General features: G+C 68.1%; 12 protein-coding genes, 2 tRNA genes and 1 pseudogene. 10 read left to right on the top strand and 5 right to left on the bottom strand.

From position 1 onward, the window contains the following. Nucleotides 1-16 precede the first annotated feature (16 nt). The 4 genes from AC5RWG_RS02745 to glsA all read right to left on the bottom strand — a co-directional run bounded on the left by AC5RWG_RS02745 (nucleotide 17) and on the right by glsA (nucleotide 8456). Nucleotides 17-2131 (bottom strand): DUF6541 family protein, encoded by a 2115-nt coding sequence (locus tag AC5RWG_RS02745; RefSeq protein ID WP_494166382.1) that lies wholly within the window; start codon nucleotides 2129-2131, stop codon nucleotides 17-19. 219 nt (nucleotides 2132-2350) lie between these two features. Beyond that, a complete protein-coding gene (gene pepN / locus AC5RWG_RS02740) occupies nucleotides 2351-4903 on the bottom strand; it encodes an aminopeptidase N (RefSeq protein ID WP_494167090.1) in 2553 nt (850 codons plus the stop codon). A 127-nt stretch (nucleotides 4904-5030) separates the two neighbouring features. Beyond that, nucleotides 5031-6584 (bottom strand): glycosyltransferase, encoded by a 1554-nt coding sequence (locus AC5RWG_RS02735; protein WP_494166381.1) that lies wholly within the window; start codon nucleotides 6582-6584, stop codon nucleotides 5031-5033. 15 nt (nucleotides 6585-6599) lie between these two features. Continuing rightward, nucleotides 6600-8456, bottom strand: coding sequence for a glutaminase A (glsA, locus tag AC5RWG_RS02730; RefSeq protein WP_494166380.1), 1857 nt, complete (start codon nucleotides 8454-8456; stop codon nucleotides 6600-6602). A 126-nt stretch (nucleotides 8457-8582) separates the two neighbouring features. On the opposite strand from glsA, the gene AC5RWG_RS02725 reads away from it, so the two are divergent. From AC5RWG_RS02725 to AC5RWG_RS02680, 10 genes are all read left to right on the top strand, one after another. Beyond that, complete coding sequence (locus AC5RWG_RS02725) at nucleotides 8583-9056, top strand: ribose-5-phosphate isomerase (RefSeq protein ID WP_494076846.1); 474 nt, start codon at nucleotides 8583-8585, stop codon at nucleotides 9054-9056. Nucleotides 9057-9068: 12 nt separating this feature from the next. Next, a complete protein-coding gene (locus AC5RWG_RS02720) occupies nucleotides 9069-9971 on the top strand; it encodes an Fpg/Nei family DNA glycosylase (protein WP_494166379.1) in 903 nt (300 codons plus the stop codon). A gap of 277 nt (nucleotides 9972-10248) precedes the next feature. Further along, nucleotides 10249-10319 (top strand) — tRNA-Gly (locus AC5RWG_RS02715). A 138-nt stretch (nucleotides 10320-10457) separates the two neighbouring features. Beyond that, nucleotides 10458-10530, top strand: a tRNA-Pro gene (locus AC5RWG_RS02710). 54 nt (nucleotides 10531-10584) lie between these two features. Beyond that, the gene (tig, locus tag AC5RWG_RS02705) at nucleotides 10585-12030 is read left to right on the top strand and encodes a trigger factor (RefSeq protein WP_494022978.1); all 1446 of its coding nucleotides are present in this window, start codon (nucleotides 10585-10587) and stop codon (nucleotides 12028-12030) included. 489 nt (nucleotides 12031-12519) lie between these two features. Further along, a complete protein-coding gene (locus AC5RWG_RS02700; protein ID WP_493999879.1) occupies nucleotides 12520-13134 on the top strand; it encodes an ATP-dependent Clp protease proteolytic subunit in 615 nt (204 codons plus the stop codon). Nucleotides 13135-13174: 40 nt separating this feature from the next. Then, nucleotides 13175-13846 carry an ATP-dependent Clp protease proteolytic subunit gene (locus tag AC5RWG_RS02695; protein ID WP_493977440.1) on the top strand — a complete coding sequence of 224 codons (672 nt, stop codon included), beginning with the start codon at nucleotides 13175-13177 and terminating at the stop codon, nucleotides 13844-13846. A gap of 202 nt (nucleotides 13847-14048) precedes the next feature. Further along, nucleotides 14049-15341 carry an ATP-dependent Clp protease ATP-binding subunit ClpX gene (gene clpX / locus AC5RWG_RS02690; protein ID WP_493977441.1) on the top strand — a complete coding sequence of 431 codons (1293 nt, stop codon included), beginning with the start codon at nucleotides 14049-14051 and terminating at the stop codon, nucleotides 15339-15341. Between the two features lie 58 nt (nucleotides 15342-15399). Continuing rightward, a complete protein-coding gene (clpX, locus tag AC5RWG_RS02685; RefSeq protein WP_494026014.1) occupies nucleotides 15400-16692 on the top strand; it encodes an ATP-dependent Clp protease ATP-binding subunit ClpX in 1293 nt (430 codons plus the stop codon). A gap of 120 nt (nucleotides 16693-16812) precedes the next feature. Continuing rightward, complete coding sequence (locus AC5RWG_RS02680) at nucleotides 16813-17433, top strand: mycothiol-dependent nitroreductase Rv2466c family protein (RefSeq protein ID WP_494166378.1); 621 nt, start codon at nucleotides 16813-16815, stop codon at nucleotides 17431-17433. Nucleotides 17434-17898: 465 nt separating this feature from the next. Here the strand turns inward: AC5RWG_RS02680 and AC5RWG_RS02675 are convergent. Continuing rightward, a pseudogene (locus tag AC5RWG_RS02675) lies at nucleotides 17899-19497 on the bottom strand (class I tRNA ligase family protein); the annotation flags it as partial. Nucleotides 19498-19567 lie beyond the last annotated feature (70 nt).

Here is a 19567-nt window from a genome sequence, read left to right as displayed (position 1 = left end):
GCCGGGCACAGACGTCTCAGCGGCAGGCGGTGATTTCGTAGAGCGCAGCCGTGCCGCGGGAGGCGATCAGGCGGAAGCCCCGGGAGAAGTCAATGTCCTGAAACCCAGGCCAACGGTGTTTTTCGCTGTGCTGGTAGCCGCGGATCGGCTGGTCGTCGTACAGGTGGGTGGCACCGGTGCTGTGCAGCGCGCGGCAGACCCGCGGATCGGACCCGATGTCGCGGAAATGGTGCCGCAGGTAGTCCTTGTCCGCGCTGCCGGCGCTGCTGACGTTCTGGAAGTAGACGGTTTGGTGGCCGGTGAGGGAGTAGATGTAGGGCAGGCCGTTGAAGGGATCGCCGATGACGATCGCGTCGTCGGGCAGCAGCGGTTCCAAGGAGCGGATGAACTCCTGCTCGCCGCCCATCAGCGCGCGCCCGTCGCCGTGCTCGGTGATGCCGTAGCGGATCGAGCCCGCCTCCACCCGGACCTCATGCCGGAAGCCGCCGGAGGTCACGAAGACGGCGGCCAGGACGGCAAACGCCAGCACCGCGGCCACCGATTGGCGCGTAGCGGCCGGATTGCCTTTCCGGAAAAGCCCGGCCAGCAGCGTGCACAGCCGCTCCAGGGCCAGGGCAGCGAAGACGACGCCGAAAGTGTGGACCAGCGGGGCGATCCGGGGCGGGTCGGTGTACCAGAAGCCGCTGAGCCAGCGGAAGGGGCGCTCTTCCGGGCCGGCCGCGAGGATGAAGAGCACGATGGCCGCCGCCATGCCCGCTACGGCCGGCCGGGCGCGGGGGATGAAGCAGGCCCAAACGGTTCCGGCCGCCATGAGGATCCCGACGACGACGGCGTAGCTCTCCGGGGTGGCGTCGTCGCTGTCCGGCTGGCGCGGCAGGTCGAAGAACAGCCACGCCAGGGCGTCGGCCCAGCCCGCGGTGGACCCCCGTGGATACGACAGGACGGCGGCCAGGAGGGTGGAGGTGGCCAGGACGAATCCGGCGGCACCAGCGGCGGCCGCCAGCAGCCCCGCCGCAGCGTAGAAAAGCGCGCGGCGGCTCCTCCAGAGCCGGGCCAGGCGGAGCACGACGAAGCGCGCCAGGTAAAACCCGCCGAGCACCAGCAGGCTGCCGGCGGCGGAGGGGTGTATCCACGTCACGCCCAACGCGACCACCGCCAGCGCGGTGAGGTCCGCCGTCGTCCTTCGGTGCCCGCTGCGGGACGGGGGACTTTCGCCGGCTCCTGCCGCGGCCGGAGCGGCAGTACGGACAGCGGTTTCGGCGCCAGGGTCGGCCGCGCCCGGAGAAACGGGACGGACAGCAATGGCGCTCCGGGTGCCCGCGGCATCCGCATGCGCCTTTGCCTCCACGGGCACCCGGTACTGCAGTTCGACGCCGAGCGCGAGGATGGCCGGCAGCAGCGCGGCCGCGAAGCCGTTGGGCCACTGCCCGGCACGGAACATCTGGACAACAGGGAAGGCCAGCATGGAGGAAGCTATCACCGGCGCGAGGACCCACACGAGCGGCCGGGCGGGGAACAGCGCGCGGGCCAGCAGGGCCAGGGCGGCCGGCCACATCAGGCCGCCGATGATCAGGCAGGCCAGGTTCCCCGCCGTCACCACGTCGCCCGGGACCAGCGACACCATCGCATGCCAGCCGGCGGGATAGAACGACGGCGGCGCCCCGCCGAAGATCGGCCAGATGCTCCACGGGCTGGCCTGGCCGTTGTCCTTAATCCATTGCAGGACGTTCACGTGGTAGGTCGGGTCCCAGCCCTGCGAGACGCGGTGGATCGAGCCCATCGCCTCAAGCATGACCCGGCCGAGGACGAGCGCCGCGAGGGCGAGCGACGCCGCCAGCAACCACTTCACCGAGCGCGGGACGGCGAGGCGCGCCGCGGGTGGAGGAGCGATGGCCCGCCCGAGGAGCCAGCACCCGCCGATGCCGAGCGCCGCCAGCACGATGGCCGAGAGCAGGTTCCAGCGCACGCCGGCCGCCAGGCAGACCATGGTGCCGACAGCCGCCAGCGCCGTCCCGGCGGCCGGGGCCAACACGAGGGAGCGGATGGCGGGCTGGCGCAGCGCCCGGAGGGCCAGGAAGCCGGGCAGGTAGAAGACGGCGAGCATGACAGCCAGCTGTCCGGCAACTGCCATGAGGACTCCCTTGCGCCACCAACCGTTGTGGAATTGTAGATCCGGGGGCGGGCCGTGCAGTACTCCCGCCGCGTGCTCATGGAACCGTAGGGGCGGCAGATGTCGCGCCGGTGAACGGCGGGAGAACGCACTCCTGGTTCCGGGCCTTGCCGAGACGGCGCTGCCCGCCGAAACGCGCGTTTCGGCGGGCAGCAGTTGGTTTGGACGATGCTCGGCTGGCTACCGGTCGGCGGCCTGCGCCTTCAGGGCCCGGACGACGCCGTCCTTGTTTTCCAGCACCAGCCGGCGCAGGGCGGGGGAGCGGTCCGCCAGGGACTCCAACCAGGCGTCCGTGGCGTCAACGGTGGCCTGCGTGGACAGCTGCGACGGATACAGTCCGACGACGATCTGCTGCGAGAGTTCGTGCGTGCGGGTGTTCCAGATGTCTTCGATGGCGTCGAAGTACTTCGCGGCATAGGGCTCCAGCAGCGTGGTGTCATGGACGCGGGTGAAGCCGGCGATGACCGACTGCTGGGTGGCGTTGGGCAGTTCGCCCTTGACGACGACGGACTCCCAGGCCGCCGCCTTCGCCTCGGCGGTGGGGATGGCGGCCTGCGCAAGGGCGGCGGCGCGCTGGCCGGTGGCGGTCTGGTCCCGCTCGAGTTCGGCGTCGATTTCGGCCTGGCCGAAGCGGCCGCCGGCCACGAGCGAGGTGAGCAGTTCCCAGCGCAGGTCGGCGTCCACGGTCAGGCCCTCCAGCGTGCGCTCGCCGGAGAGCAGCGCGGCCACGGTGTCCAACTGCCCGCCGGTCTGGGCGTGCACGGCGAAGGCCTTGGCGAACTGCAGCTGCGAATCGGACCCCTCGGCCGCCTCTCCGGCCAGTTCCCAGAGCCGGTCGGCGGCCGCGATGGTCAATCGCTTGCGGTCGTCCGGGTTCACGTAGAAGGTCAGCGTGGTGGCCAGCTGCCGCAGCAGCACCAGCACCACCGAGGAGTCCGTCTCGTAGGCGATGTTGTTCAGCACCAGCTCCACGTATTCTCGGGCCGGGGTCTCGCCGTCGCGGGTGGCGTCCCAAGCCGAGCCGAGCACCAGGGTGCGCGGCAGCGACGCGGTGAAGTCCTTCAGGTGGCTCTTCGAGGTGGCCAGGGACACCTCGTCCAGCCGAATCTTGGCGTAGGCCAGGTCGTCGTCGTTGAGCAGCACCAGCGCGGGACGGGCCAGGCCGGCCAGCTGCGGCACCTCGGTGCGCTCGCCGTCAACATCGAGTTCCTCGCGGTGGGTGCGCACGAGCTTGCCGGCGTCGTCCAGGTTGTAGAAGCCGACGGCGAGCCGGTGCGGGCGGATGGTCGGGTAGCCGTCCGGCGCCGTCTGCAGGATCGCGAACGAGGTGATGACGCCGTCGTCGTCGGTGGAGATCTCCGCGCGCAGGGTGTTCACGCCGGCGGTCTCCAGCCACTTGGCGGACCAGTCCTTCAGGTCCCGGCCGCTGGAGGTTTCCAGTTCGCCCAGCAGGTCGGCCAGCTCGGTGTTGGCCCAGGCATGCTTGCCGAAGTACTCGCGGACGCCGGCCATGAACTCCTCCTGGCCCACCCAGGCCACCAGCTGGCGGAGCACGGAGGCGCCCTTGGCGTAGGTGATGCCGTCGAAGTTGACCTGCACGTCCTCCAGGTCCTTGATCTCGGCGGTGATCGGGTGGGTGGAGGGCAGCTGGTCCTGCCGGTAGGCCCAGGACTTCTCCATCGACGCGAAGGTGGTCCACGCATTCTCGTACTCGGTGGCCTCGGCGGCGGCCAGGGTGGACATGAATTCGGCGAAGGACTCGTTCAGCCACAGGTCGTTCCACCAGCGCATGGTCACCAGGTCGCCGAACCACATGTGCGCCAGTTCGTGCAGCACGGTGATGGCCCGGCGCTCCACCATGGCATTCGTGGGGCGGGAGCGGAACACGTAGTTTTCCAGGAAGGTGACCGCGCCGGCGTTTTCCATGGCGCCGGCGTTGAACTCCGGCACAAACAGCTGGTCGTACTTCTCGAAGGGGTACGGGGTGCCGAACTGCTTCTCGTAGAACTCGAAGCCCTGCCGGGTGAGGGTGAAGATGTTCTCCGCGTCCATGTACTGCATCAGCGATTTGCGCGCGAACACGCCCAGCGGGATGGTGCGGCCGTCGGAGCTTGTCAGCTCGCTGCGCACGGACTGGTACGGGCCGGCGATCAGCGCGGTGATGTAGGAGGAGATCCGCGGGGTGGGCTCGAACGCCCAGGTGGCGGCCGCACCGCCGTCGTCCGTGGATCCGATGTGCCGGGGCGCCGGGGTGGGGGAGTTGGAGATGACATCCCAGTGCGACGGCGCGGTGACGGTGAAGCGGAAGGCCGCCTTCAGGTCCGGCTGCTCGAAGACGGCGAACATGCGCCGCGAATCCGGCACCTCGAACTGGCTGTACAGGTAGACTTCGTTGTCCACCGGGTCCACGAACCGGTGCAGGCCCTCGCCGGTGTTCATGTACAGCGCGTCGGCGTCGATCTCCAGCACGTTGTGCTCCGCCAAATCCGGCAGCTGGATGCGCACGCCGTCGGAGACCTCGGCCGGATCCAGCGACTTGCCGTTGAGCGTGACCGAGCGGACGGTGTCCGTGACGGCGTCGATGAAGGTGGAACCGCCGGGGGTGGCGGTGAAGGTGACCACGGTGCGCGAGCCGAACACCTTGTCGCCGCGGGTGAGGTCCAGCGTGACGTCGTACGACTCCACGCGGAGCAGTTCGGCGCGGGCGCGCGCTTCGTCACGGGTGAGATTCAAACCTGGCAAGTTCGCCTCCAGAAGTACTTAGTGCCCCGGCTGCGCGGGACCGGACGGTGTGCGTGGCGGGACGCGATATGAAACAACCCTTGCACAATGTGGTCATTGTCTCACCGCGGCGGGGTGCCTAGCCACCCGCGAGGACCTTGGTCCACGCCGAGACATAGCCGGGTTCGTCGAAGCGTTGCAGGGTTTCGCGGCTGGAGCGGGCGAACCGCGAGCGCAGTTCCGGATCGCGCATCAGCGCCAGGATGCCGTCCGCCAGCGCCTGCCGCTCGCCGAAGGGCACCAGGAAGCCGTTCTCGCCGTGCCGGATGACGTCGCGGGGGCCGTAGTTGGCGTCGTAGGCCGCGACCGGCACGCCGTAGGACATGCTCTCCAGCAGGATCAACGGGAAGCCCTCCGACGCCGACGTCAGCACCGTGGCGCACGCGGTGGCGTAGATGTCCGACGGGCTGTTGGTAAACGACGGGAAGCTGACCGCGGCGCCGACGCCCAGTTCATCGATGAGCGCTTTGACCGCTCCCTCCTCCTCGTCGCCGTAGCCGAAGCCGAAGACCTCCAGCCGCGCCCGCGGGTTGCCCTCGCGCACCAGGGCGAAGACCCGGATCGCCTCGTCCACCCGCTTCTTCGGGTGCAGCCGGGCCACCATCACCAGCCGGTCCGGATCGGTGGCGGGGCACGGGTCCGGCTGCTCCGGCGGCGCCAGCTGGCCGATGGTGTGGAGCCGGTCGGCGTGGCCGAACTCGGCGGCGATGTCTTCGCGCTGCGCATCGGTGTGCAGGACCACGCCGTCCCAGCTGTCCAGGTTGTCCAGGAAGCGGCGCCAGTTGCGGCTGACGCCGGACCCTGCCACGTACGGGGGCTCCATGTGGTTGCTGTGCACCGCGGCGATGCGCCGCAGGTTCGGATGCCTGACGCTGCCGACCACATCGTCCAGGTTTCGGCCGGGCAGGTTATTCAGGTTCTCGCGGAATTCCGAGGTCAGCACCGGTGCGTCCTCGCCGGCCAGCAGTTGCTCGAAGGCGTGCCGGTAGAGCTCACCGGGGTCCGCGAAGGTGAGGGCATCGCCGTCGTCGCGGGCCACGCCGTCGAACAGGTAGCTGCGCCCCCACTTGGGTGAGCCGGGGTGGTGCGTGATCGTGAGGAAGCAGCCGCCGTCGCGGCCGATCAGCCGCTGGGCGGTGGGCGTCTTGGACGATTCCTGGAAATGCTGGACCAGCACCAGGCGGCCCTGTTCGTCCATCTCGTCCCGGCGCAGCCGCGCGCGGTTGGGAGCCAGCCGTTCGACGGCGCCTACCGTGCCTTCGGGGTGGAACCGCACGTAGGACTCTTGGATCCCGTCGCGGAAGTACCCGAAGGCCAGCCCGGAGTTGCCGACCGGCACGATGTCGTAGTCGTCCTCGGGCGGGGGCTGCACCGGTTGGCGGGTATCGGTCCCGGGGCTCGGATCCAGCGCGTACACGACGCTGCGGACCCTGACCTCCGGATGCAGGTGGCCGTCCGCCTTGAGACCGGCCACATCGCGGGCGAGCCGCTGCTGCAGGCCCAGCACCTCGATCCAGATCCGTTCCACCGCGCCGTTCCCGGCCAGAGTGTTGGCCCGGGTGCGCACCGCCTTGACCAGGCCGCCGCGCTTGAGCGCCAAAGTGTTGACGGGGAAGTGGACGGTGAGCGGCACGATGGCATCCTGTCGTCAGGGATGCCGCCATTGTTCCGGCCCGCCGGGCGCTAGTAAAGGGGCGGACGACGGCGGATGGCCGGCCGCCACGGTGAGGTCGTGTTGCTCGGCCGCGATGTCCAGCAGTCGTTCGGCCAAGCTCAGCGCCGTGTCCGGGGCGTCCCGGCGCAGGCGCGCATAGCCCTCCGGCGTGAGGATCTCCACGAGGACCTTCCCCTCGGCTCGCAGGTGGATCCGGGACCGAGTGCCGCCGAGGCCCCCGAAGCTGGTTCCGGCGGAGAAATACCGGGCGGTGTGATCGTCCTTGGAGGCGCTGGCGTTCCCGGAGGCGTTGGCGGCCGTGCGTGCCTGCCCCTCCATGACCAAGACCAGGCCCGGGCGTGGTCCGCCCGCGGAAACGATGGCCGCGCCGTCGTCGTACGTTCGCCGCTCCAGGTAGCCCGCGAGCGTCTCGCGCTCGCCGGCGGGCAGGGTCGCCGCCACAGGGTGGTCCTGCAACTGCAGCCGTTCGCCGGTTGCCAGCTGTCCTCCGTGCCGGCCGAGGAGGCGGTTTTCGCACCACCGGGCGGCAGCGTCCAGGGACGGGAACGCCGTCGGCCGGCCGCCCGTGCCGTCCTCTTCCGCGGACAGCAACCCGGCCGGGTCCACGAAGATCAGCAGGCAGGGATCCGAGGTTGCCTGCAGCCGGAGGAACATGGTCTTGGTGCGGCTGCCGAGCTCGTCCAGCCGGCTGATGTCGATCACCAAAACCTCGTGCGCGGGGGCCAGTTCGGCGGCCATCCGGATGACTGTTTCCGCCTCGGGAAAGAGCATGTCGCCGTGGACCTCGAGGAAGCGCACCGTGTGGCCGTGTTCGGCCAGCACGGCCAGCTCCGGCGTCGGGCGAACCCGCGGTGAGCGTCTCCCGGCCAGTGTGTAGTCGGCGCGGATCGTGGACCGGGCGCTGCGGGCCGCGTGGATGAAGTGCAGTCCCAGCTCGGCCGACAGCTTGCGGCAGGCCTCGGTGCCGCGGACGCTGTTGCCGTGCCGGTCGAGCCGCGGCGAAAACACGGCGAGCCCCAGCTGGCCGGGCAGCACCGCCAGGATGCCGCCGCTGACCCCGCTCTTGGCCGGCAGCCCGATGCCCGCCACCCAGTCGCCGGCGTCGTTGTACATGCCGCAGGTCGTCATCACGCTGAGCACGTGCTCGGCGATCCGGGGCGTCAGGACCTCCTTGCGGGTGATCGGGTTGACTCCGCGGTTGGCCAGGGTGGCTGCCATGATCCCCAGGTCGCGGCAGGAGACGCTGAGGGAGTTTTGCCGGAAGTACAGGTCCAGGGCGGCCTCGGTGTCGTGCTCGATCACGCCCTGGCTCTTCAGCAGGTAGGCGAGGGCCCGGTTGCGGTCGCCCGTACGGAGCGCGGACTCGTACACCGTCTGGTTCATAACCAGGTCGCGTCCGGCGCAGGCCGAATAATTCAGTCGGAGCCGCTCGAAGGCGTCGTCACCGTAGCGGTCGACCACCAGGGACGAGGCGGCGATGGCCCCGGCGTTGATCAGCGCGTTGCGCGGCCGGCCGGTATCCGCTTCCAGGCTGATCTCGTTGTACGCGTCCCCGGAGGGCTCCACATCGATCTTCTCGCGCACGTCCTCGAAGCCGTGTCCGGCCAGCGCCATGGCATAGGTGAAGGGTTTGGAGATCGACTGAATGGAGAACTCGGACCGCGTGTCGCCGGCCTCATAGGTGCATCCGTCGGCCATCGTCATGCTCAGCGCGAACAGATCCGGATCCTCGAGCCCGAGTTCTTCCGGATCACCGGCCAGCGACCCCTCGGTGTTGCCGGCGAGGCCGGCAAGGACGGACTCGAGGTAGTCGCTGATTACTGGCTCCATAGGGGCACACTATCGACGGCGGCCGAAGCCCGACAGGGGGAGCCGCACCGGAATCCGTTCCGCCGGCTCCGCTCCAGTAGGCTGGAAGCCGTTATTTGCCTCCCGCACGCCACAGAAGGACCGTCCATGCGCGTTCACATTGCCACCGACCACGCCGGCCTGGAACTGAGCCACCACCTGATCAAGCATCTGGCCGGCCAGGGCCACGACGTCACCGACCACGGTCCCACCGCGTACGACCCGGAGGACGACTACCCTTCGTTCTGCATCCGCGCCGCGCTCGCCGTCGTCGAAGACCAGTCCGCCGGCGTGGAGTCGCTGGGCATCGTGCTCGGCGGCTCGGGCAACGGCGAGCAGATCGCCGCCAACAAGGTCAAGGGCATCCGGGCCGCGCTGGCCTGGAACCTGGACACCGCGAAGCTGGCCCGCGAGCACAACGACGCCAACGTCGTCGCCGTCGGCGGCCGCCAGCACAGCGTCGAGGAAGCCACCGCCATCATCGAGGCGTTCCTGGCCGAGCCGTTCTCCAACGCCGAGCGCCACGTCCGCAGGATCGGCAAGATCGCCTCCTACGAGACCACCGGCGACATCCCGGCCTAGCGGCCGCCGGTCATGCCAGAAGGCCATTCCGTCCACCGCCTGGCCCGCCAGTTCCAGGACGTTTTCGCCGGCCAGCGCCTCGCCGTGTCCAGCCCGCAGGGCCGCTTCGCCGCCGGCGCCGCCCGGCTCGACGGGGCGTGGCTGCTGGCCGCCCGGGCACACGGCAAGCAGTTGTTCCTGGAGTTCGACAACGGCCTCGTCCTGCGCGTGCACCTGGGTCTCTACGGGGCGTGGAGCTTCGGCGGGGACGAGAGCTTCCGCGGCGCCTCCAGTATCGGGGCGCCGCGCCGGGTGGGGGAGCAGGAAACGTACGACGACGATGCGCCGGCCGCATACTCCGGCCCGCCGGACCCGGTGGGCCAGGTGCGCGTCCGGCTGGTGTCGGCCCACGGCTGGGCCGACCTGCGCGGCCCCACCGCCTGCGAGGTGCTCACGCCCGCGGAGGCGTCCGCCGTCGTCCGCAAACTGGGGCCGGACCCGCTGCAGGACGCGGCGAACCGCGGCGCCGAGTTCGTCCGCCGGCTGACCGCGAAGCGCACCGCGGTGGGGCAGTTGCTGATGGACCAGAACGTGGTGGCCGGGGTCGGGAACGTCTACCGCGCGGAGACCCTGTTCCGCCGCGGGCTGAACCCGTGGCTGCCCGGCCAACGGGTCCCGCCCGCGGAAGCGGCGCTGTTGTGGGCGGACATCGAGGCCGTCATGCGCGACGGAGTCCGCGACGGCAAGATCATCACCACTCGCCCCGAACACCGCGACGCCGAGGCCGCCGGCCGGTCGCTGCCGGTCTGGCCCGACAACGCGCACTACGTGTACAAGCGGCAGGGGATGCCGTGCCGGCTGTGCGGCACGCCGGTCGCCGTCACGGACATGGCCGCCCGCAAGCTGTACTGGTGCCCAACCTGCCAGCGGGCCTGAAGCGTTCGGGCCGCAGCGTGCCCTGCGCCGCCGGCGCGCCCGCCTTGCCCACCCGAATTTTCGGCCATTGCAGGGTTTATCGGCCAACGCAGGGTCCATAGCCCCTGCTCTCGACGATTTACCCTGCAACGGACGAGTCGGGGTAGGGGCGCATGGTTTCCCCCCGCGTCGCGGCGCACGGTTTTCCGCCGCGTCGCGTCGCCCGCTTCCGCCGGGTCCGCGGAGCCCGACGATTTGTCGAACGGGCCCGCCCTCGTGCTAAAGTTTCAACGTCCTCGGGGATGTAGCTCAATGGTAGAGCCTCAGTCTTCCAAACTGATTACGCGGGTTCGATTCCCGTCATCCCCTCGCGTCAGGGAGGCGGTCCGGCACGGGCCGCCTTTTCTGTTCGCAGCCGATTCAGTCATGCGACGTGTGCTGGCGGCGTCCGGTTGCACGGTGATTGTGCCGCAGGCCGGGAATGCCCGTAGACTTGCGTGTGCACTACGGGGCGTAGCGTAGTGGCTAGCGCGCCTGCTTTGGGAGCAGGAGATCGCAGGTTCGAGTCCTGTCGCCCCGACTCTGTATTCTTGGTGCAGATTTAACCCCAATAGCAATCAGGAGTTCTAACGCTGTGAAGAGCGCTGTCGAAAACCTCACCCCTACCCGGGTCAAGCTCAATGTTGAGGTCCCCTTTGAGGAACTGAAGCCCAGCATCGACGCGGCGTACAAGACCATCGCGAGCCAGATCCAGGTTCCGGGCTTCCGCAAGGGCAAGGTTCCGGCGAAGCTGATCGACCAGCGCGTCGGCCGCGGCTACGTGATCGAGACGGCTATTAACGAGGGCCTCAACGGCTTCTACCAGGGCGCCGTCGAAGAGACCGGCATCCGCCCGCTGAGCCGCCCCGAGGTTGAAATCACCGAGGTTCCCGACCCGGCCGCCACCGAGGGCCAGCTCGCCTTCCACGTTGAGGTCGATGTCCGCCCCGAGATCGAGCTGCCCGAGTACGCAGGCCTCGAGGTCACCGTCGAAGCTACCGAGGCTTCCGAGGAAGACATCCAGAAGGCGCTGGACGACCTGCGCGGCCGCTTCGGCACCCTGAAGAGCGTTGACCGTCCGGCCGTTGCCGACGACTTCATCACCATGGACCTGTCCGCCAAGGTGGACGGCGAAGAAGTGGACTCCGCCGCGGACCTGTCCTACCAGGTGGGCGCCGGCACTATGCTGGAGGGCCTGGACGAGGCCGTTACCGCGCTGAGCGCCGGCGAGGACGCCACCTTCGAGACCAAGCTTGCCGGCGGCGAGCACGCCGGCAAGGACGCTACGGTCACCGTGAAGGTCAAGGCCGTCAAGGAGCGCGAGCTTCCCGAGGCCGACGACGACTTCGCCCAGCTGGCCAGCGAGTTCGACACCATTGCCGAGCTGAAGGAAGACCTGGCCAAGCAGGCCGCCGACGCCAAGATCATGGAGCAGGGCGTCGAGGCCCGCGACAAGGTGCTGGACAAGCTGATGGAACTGGTCGAGGTTCCGGTTCCGGACTCCGTCGTCGAAGAGCAGATGGAACAGCACTTCCGCCCGGAGAACAGCCACGGTGAAGACCACGACACCGAGGAGCACCGCGCCGAGGTCCGCGAGAACACCGAGAAGGCCTTCCGCAACGAAATCGTGCTCGACGCCGTGGCCGACAAGGAAGAGCTGGGCGTCAGCCAGGCCGAGCTGATCGACTACATCGTGTCCTCCGCCGGCCAGTACGGCATGGACCCGAACCAGTTCGCGCAGCTGCTGGACCAGTCCGGCCAGGTCGGCATGATGGTGGGCGAGGTCCGCCGCCGCAAGGCCCTGGCCAAGGTGCTGGAGCTGGCCAAGGTCACCGACTCCAACGGCAACGAGGTGGACCTGAGCGACTTCGTCCGCCCCGCCGGCGAAGAAGAGCCCAACGTCGAAGACATGATCCAGGCCGCCGAGGCCGAGGCCGCCAACGCCGAGGCCGGAGAAGCCGAAGCGGACGCTGCCGACACCGAGTCGATCGAAGACACCGACGCCGCCGAAGAGGCCGCCGAGGACGCACCGAAGAAGTAGTAGCGGCGCTGCCGCTGGACGGACCGCCGGATCCCTTCCTGGGGAACCGGCGGTCCGCCGCTTTAACTCCCGCGGACGACGACGGCGCCCGGCTCCGGTGCGCGGGCTTCCCTCCCTGACCGGCGGCCGAGCCGGCGGAACCGGGCGGCTTTCCCTCCATCACCGGCGGCGGCCGTGCCGGAGGAACCGGGGCGCTTTCCCTCCATCACCGGCGGCGGCCGTGCCGGTGGAACCGGGCCCCCGCCCGGGCCGAGTGTGCCCCCAAAGGTCGCTCGGCCGTCGTCATTTTCTGCTGCGGGCAGAGCGTTTTCCCGCGCCGTCACGGGCCTGATGCGCCGTCAGCGAACAGCGCGCCGTGCGGGAGGAATCGGGCAGCGGAACACGTTACTGTCCAAGTAGGTAAACGACCTTAGGGCCACCGGTGACGGTACCGCCCGGGGAAGAAGCGAGAGGTATTTCAGCATGTCGAATGAATCCGCCACTCCGAGAATGGCTTCGGTCGATGCGGCCAGCCGCGAAGACTACATCTACAATCGCCTGCTCAAAGAGCGCATCATCTGGCTGGGCTCCGAGGTGCGCGACGAGAACGCCAACGCCATCTGCTCGCAGCTGCTGCTGCTCTCGGCCGAGGACCCGGAGAAGGACATCTACCTCTACATCAACTCGCCCGGCGGGTCGGTGACCGCCGGCATGGCCATCTACGACACCATGAAGTTCATCCCGAACGACGTGGTGACCGTGGCCACCGGCCTGGCGGCCTCCATGGGCCAGTTCCTGCTCTCCTCGGGCACCAAGGGCAAGCGCTACGCCACCCCGCACGCGCGCATCCTGATGCACCAGCCCTCCGGCGGCATCGGCGGCACGGCCTCCGACATCAAGATCCAGGCCGAGCTGATCCTGCATATGAAGCAGGTCATGGCCGAACTGACCGCCGAGCAGACCGGCCAGTCGGTGGAGCAGATCCTGATCGACAACGACCGCGACAAGTGGTTTACGGCCGAGGAAGGCCTGGCCTACGGCTTCTTCGACAAGATTTCGGCCCACGCCGGCGGCGTTTCCGGCGGCGGCGGGACCCAGGGCGGCTCCGCCTCCCAGGATTCCTGAGCCCACGCGCCACCGACCCGAATACAAGCAGGAGAATCTCATGGACTACAACTTCGGTGCCGCTGCCGGCGGTTTCGCCGCCAACATGCCGCAGAACCGCTATGTGCTGCCCCAGTTCGAGGAGCGCACGCCCTACGGCTTCAAGCGCCAGGACCCCTACACCAAGCTGTTCGAGGACCGGATCATCTTCCTGGGCGTCCAGGTCGACGATGCCTCGGCCGACGACGTCATGGCCCAGCTGCTGGTCCTCGAGTCGACGGACCCGGACCGCGACATCACCATCTACATCAACTCGCCGGGCGGGTCGTTCACCGCGATGACCGCGATCTACGACACCATGCAGTACATCCGCCCGGAAATCCAGACCGTCTGCCTGGGCCAGGCGGCCAGTGCCGCGGCCGTGCTGCTGGCAGCGGGCACCCCTGGCAAGCGGCTGGCCCTGCCGAACGCCCGCGTGCTGATCCACCAGCCGGCGCTGGGCGGCGGCGAACACGGCCAGGCCTCCGATCTGCAGATCCAGGCCGACGAGGTCATGCGGATGCGCAAGTGGCTGGAAGACGCGCTGGCCATGCATTCGGGCAAGGACGCCGCGCAGGTAAACAAGGACATCGAACGGGACAAGATCCTCACGGCCGCGGGTGCCCTGGAATACGGGCTGATCGACCAGGTGCTCGACTCCCGCAAGATCCACAAACCGGCGATCACCAAGTAAGTACCGTAAAATAGTCTCAATGCCTGCACTGCCCGTGGCGCGTCATATCGCACCGCGGGCAGTGTTGTTACTGAAACTGTCGGCGCAGTGAATTAGAGTTGTTGTCAGCTGGCCTCGGCGGCGCAGCGTCTGTCCGGCAATAGTTCGGGCGGCGCAGCTGCCGCGACACAGCTGCCGACGTAGACCAAGTAAGGGGACGGATATGGCTCGCATAGGTGAGAGCGCTGACCTGCTCAAGTGCTCTTTCTGCGGCAAGAGCCAGAAACAGGTCCGCAAGCTGATCGCCGGCCCCGGCGTGTACATCTGCGACGAATGCATCGAGCTCTGCAACGAGATCATCGAAGAGGAGCTGGCCGAGGTGTCGGACCTGGGCAGCTTCGAACTGCCCAAGCCGCGGGAGATCTTCGACTTCCTGCAGGAGTACGTGATCGGCCAGGAGCCGGCCAAGCGGGCGCTGGCCGTGGCGGTCTACAACCACTACAAGCGAATCCAGTCCGGGCATGCGCCCAAGGGGACCGCCAACCTCTCCGATGCCAGCCCGCTGGAGGACGTGGAAGTTTCCAAGTCCAACATCCTGCTGATCGGGCCCACCGGCTGCGGCAAGACCTACCTGGCCCAGACGCTGGCCCGCCGACTGAACGTCCCGTTCGCCGTCGCGGACGCCACGGCGCTGACCGAAGCCGGCTACGTGGGCGAAGACGTGGAGAACATCCTGCTCAAGCTCATACAGGCCGCCGATTACGACGTGAAAAAGGCCGAGCAGGGCATCATCTACATTGACGAGATCGACAAGATTTCGCGCAAGAGCGAGAACCCGTCCATCACCCGGGACGTCTCCGGGGAGGGCGTCCAGCAGGCGCTGCTGAAGATCCTCGAGGGTACGGTCGCGTCCGTGCCGCCGCAGGGCGGCCGGAAGCATCCGCACCAGGAATTCATCCAGATCGACACCACCAACGTGCTGTTCATCGTCGCCGGCGCCTTCGCCGGGCTGGAGGAGATTATCGGTTCGCGCGCCGGCCGCAAGGGGATCGGCTTCGGCGCCCCGCTCAAGGACGCGGCGGGGGAGAAGGACAGCTACGGCGAGGTCATGCCCGAAGACCTGTTGAAGTTCGGCCTGATCCCGGAGTTCATCGGCCGCCTGCCGGTGATCACCACGGTCTCCAACCTGGACCGCCCGGCCTTGATCAAGATCCTGACCGAACCGAAGAATGCCCTGCTGCGCCAGTACCAGAAGATGTTCCAGCTGGACGGCGTGGAACTGAGCTTCGAGCAGGAAGCGCTGGAGGCCGTGGCGGACCTCGCGCTGGAGCGTGGCACCGGCGCCCGCGGGCTGCGCGCGATCATCGAAGAGACCCTGCAGCCGGTCATGTTCGACCTGCCCAGCCGCGAGGACATCGCCTCCGTCGTGATCACCGCGGACGTGGTGCTGAACAAGGCGGAACCGGCGCTGATCTCCCACGACGTGGTCGCCAAGCGCCGGAACAAGTCGGCCTGACACTGCACTGCTCCGGACCACCGGACGATCGATCGAGGACCAGACAAGGGGACACACTATGGCCCGGACCGGCGGAAGCGCAGAGCTGCTCACGTGCTCGTTTTGCGGCAAGAGCCAGAAGCAGGTGAAGAAGCTGATCGCCGGCGGCGGCGTGTACATTTGCGACGAATGCGTCGGGCTGTGCAACGAACTGCTGGAGGAAGAATTCGGCGCCGGTGCCGCCTCCGAACTGCTGGAGCTGCCCAAGCCCCGGGAAATCTATGGCTTCCTGCAGGAGTATGTGATCGGCCAGGAACCGGCCAAGCGTGCCTTGGCCGTGGCCGTGTACAACCACTACAAGCGCATCCGCTCCGGCCACGCCGCCCCGGGCAGCGCCGGCCTGGCCGCCGCCGGCGGACTCCAGGACGTGGAAATCGCCAAGTCGAATGTCCTGCTGATCGGCCCCACCGGCTGCGGCAAGACCTACCTGGCCCAGACGCTGGCCCGCCAGTTGAACGTGCCGTTCGCGGTGGCGGACGCGACGTCGCTGACCGAAGCCGGCTATGTGGGCGAGGATGTGGAGAACATCCTGCTCAAGCTGATCCAGGCCGCCGGCAACGACATCAAAAAGGCCGAGCAGGGCATCATCTACATCGACGAGATCGACAAGGTGACCCGCAAGAGCGAGGGCCCCTCGATCACCCGCGACGTCTCCGGTGAAGGCGTGCAGCAGGCCCTGCTGAAAATCCTGGAAGGAACTGTGGCTTCGGTGCCGCCGCAGGGCGGGCGGAAGAACCCGCAGCAGGAGTTCCTCCAGATCGACACCACCAACATCCTCTTCATCGTCGCCGGGGCCTTCGCCGGCCTGGAAGAAATCATCGGCTCGCGGGCCGGACGCAAGGGCATCGGCTTCGGTGCCCCGCTCAAGGACGCCGTCGCCCAGCAGGACAACTACGGCGAAGTCATGCCCGAAGACCTGCTCAAGTTCGGGCTGATCCCGGAGTTCATCGGCCGCCTGCCGGTGATCACCACCGTGGCCGAACTCGACAAGCCTGCGCTGATCCGGATCCTCACCGAGCCGAAGAACGCGCTGATCCGCCAGTACCAGAAGATGTTCCAATTGGACGGCGTGGAGCTGTCCTTCGAGCAGGACGCCCTGGAAGCGGTTGCCGACCTGGCGCTGGAACGCGGAACCGGCGCGCGGGGCCTTCGGGCCATCATGGAAGAAACTCTGCAGCCGATCATGTTCGACCTGCCCGGCCGCGACGACATCGCCACCGCCGTGATTACCGCGGAGACGGTCCTGACCGGGGCGGACCCCACCCTCATCCCGCACGACGTCGAAGCCATCCGCCGCCGCGATTCCGCCTGACCGCCCGTATCGGGGGCGCCGGTGCACGGGCACCTGCCGGGTCGGCGGAACAAAACCACCGGCGCGGCAGTTACCCACAACAGTACGTATAACCAGTCCTCAAGAAGGAGCTCTTGCCGTATGTCTGAAAGCGCTGCGCCGTCCACCGTTGACTTCTGGTTCGATCCGGCCTGTCCGTTCGCCTGGATCACGTCCCGCTGGATGCTGGAGGTGGAGAAGGTCCGCGACGTCAAGATCGACTGGCACGTGATGAGCCTGGCCGTGCTCAACGACGGCCGCGACGAGCTGCCGGAGGAGTACAAGGAATTCCTGAAGAAGGCGTGGGGCCCGGTCCGCGTGATCATCGCCGCCCGTGAACTGCACGGCGAGGCCTACGTGGGGAAGCTCTACGACGCCATGGGCACCCGCATCCACAACGAGGGCAACAAGGACTATGAGGCCGTGACTGCCGCCGCGCTGGAAGAGGTCGGCCTGCCCGCCGACCTGGCCCGTTTCGCCACCTCCGACGAATATGACGAGCAGCTGCGCGCCAGCCACGAAGAAGGCATCTCCAAGGTGGGCGACGAAGTCGGCACCCCCGTCGTGGCCTTCAACGGCACCGCCTTCTTCGGGCCGGTGCTGACCCGCATCCCGCGCGGCGAAACCGCCGGAAAGATTTTCGACGGCGCCGTGGCCCTGGCCGAGTTCCCGTACTTCTACGAGATCAAGCGCTCCCGGACCACCAGCCCCGAGTTCGACTAACCGTTCGGGCCTGGAGCGAACGCCTCAAGCGGGCGTCGTCCGCGGGACCCAGACGCCGCCGGCCGGCGCGCCCTGGTTTCGGAAAACAATCCGCGAAACTATGGCGTGTCGGCTTGCGCAGGAGTATAAATATCTATACGCATCCCCCAAAAGATGCGGGACCGAACACCAAAGATTCAGTGACAAGTAGTGGACCAGTTCCACAAACTGCCAGCCTGTGACGAGGCTCGGAAGACCTGAAGATCGGCGGAGTTCGCGAGACCCAAAGCGTCACCTTTGGATCAAAGAGTCGAAGCCCCACCAACGGCGAAACGCTGATGGGGCTTCCCCTCGTTAACGGGCCGGAACCGGCTGCCGAACGGCCTGGAGCCAGCCAGTGGGCAGGCCCTGACCCAGCTACCCGCCCGGCCAAGCCTCTGCTACCAGGCCGGCCAAGCCTCTGCTGCTCGACCGGCCGTGGCCCTGCTACTCGGCCGGTGCCTCGGCGGCCGCCAGCTCGACCTTCGCGACGGTCAGCTCGCCCTCCGCCTCGCTCAGCAGGACTTCGCGCGCATTGCCGGCGGCCTTCAGGTCGCCGAGCCCTGCCTCAAGTTGGGCCACCTGTGCGGCCGATCCGGTGATGGTCGCGGTGAGGACCTCGGTGCGCTGCTTGACCTTGGCTTCGGACTTCGCCTTGCGGATGCCGCCCAGCGCCTGACCGACCGTCCCGAGCAGCCCCGTGTCGGCGGCGGACGCAATTGAGGCGAGCCCCGCCATCGTCGGCCATTCGGCGCGGTGCACAGAGCCGGCGCGCCACCAGCTCCAGACCTCTTCGGTGGCGAAGGGCAGGAACGGTGCGAAGAGACGCAGCAGGGCGTCGAGCGTGGTGGCCAGCGTGGCCAGGACCGAGGCCTGCTCCGCCTCGCCGGCGGCACCGTAGGCGCGGTCCTTGATCAGCTCGACGTAGTCGTCGGTGAAGGACCAGAAGAAGCTCTCAGTGACCTGCAGGGCGCGCGCATGGTCGTACTTCTCGAACGCGGCCGTCGCGGTCTCCACCACCTCGGCCAGCTGACCCAGCAGCGACTTGTCCAACGGGTTGGTAACCACGGCGTCGTCCTCGGCAAGAACCGAAGCCTCGGTGGCACCCAGGTTCAGCACGAACTTGGAGGCGTTCAGCAGCTTGATGGCCAGGCGGCGGCCGATCTTCATCTGCGCGACCTCGTAGGCGGTGTCCGCACCCAGCTTGGCGGAAGCCGCCCAGTAGCGCACCGCGTCCGCGCCGAACTGGTCCAGCACGTCCGTGGGGACCACCACGTTGCCCTTGGACTTCGACATCTTCTTGCGGTCCGGGTCCAGGATCCAGCCGGAGAGCGCCGCGTGCTTCCACGGCGCGCAGCTGTTCAGCGAGTCGCCGCGCACCACGGTGGAGAACAACCAGGTGCGGATGATGTCGTGGCCCTGCGGGCGCAGGTCGAACGGGAAGACGTTGTTGAAGAACGACTCGTCCCGGCTCCACTTACCCACGATCTGCGGCGACAGCGAGGACGTGGCCCAGGTGTCGAACACATCGGCGTCGCCGATGAAGCCGCCGGGCTGGTTGCGCTGCGACTCCTCGTAGCCCGGAGCGGGGTCAGCGGCCGGGTCCACCGGCAGCATCTCGTCGGAGGGCACCACCGGGTTGTCGTAGTCGGGGTTGCCGGAGGCGTCCAGCGGGTACCAGACCGGGATCGGCACGCCGAAGAAGCGCTGGCGGGAAATGAGCCAGTCGCCGTTAAGTCCTTCGATCCAGTTCTCGTAGCGCGAGCGCATGAACGCCGGATGGAATTCGATCTCCCGCCCCCGGCTGATCAGCCGTTCCCGCCGGTCCGCGTCGCGACCGCCGTTGCGGATGTACCACTGCCGTGAGGTGACGACCTCCAGCGGCTTGTCGCCCTTTTCGTAGAAGTTGACCGGGTGGGTCATCTTCTGGGGCTCGCCATCCAGTTCGCCGGCCTCGGACAGCAGCTCCACGATCTTCTCCTTGGCGGAGAAAACGGTCTTGCCGGCCAGCTCGGCGTAGTTCGCCTTGCCTTCCTCGGTGGTGAGTCGAAGCCCCACCAACGGCGAAACGCTGATGGGGCTTCCCCTCGTTAACGGGCCGGAACCGGCTGCCGAA

The sequence above is a fragment of the Arthrobacter sp. Y3221160 genome (assembly GCF_059092585.1).
The sequence above is the reverse complement of the archived record's forward strand: the minus strand, read 5'-3'. Positions and strand labels throughout refer to the sequence as shown.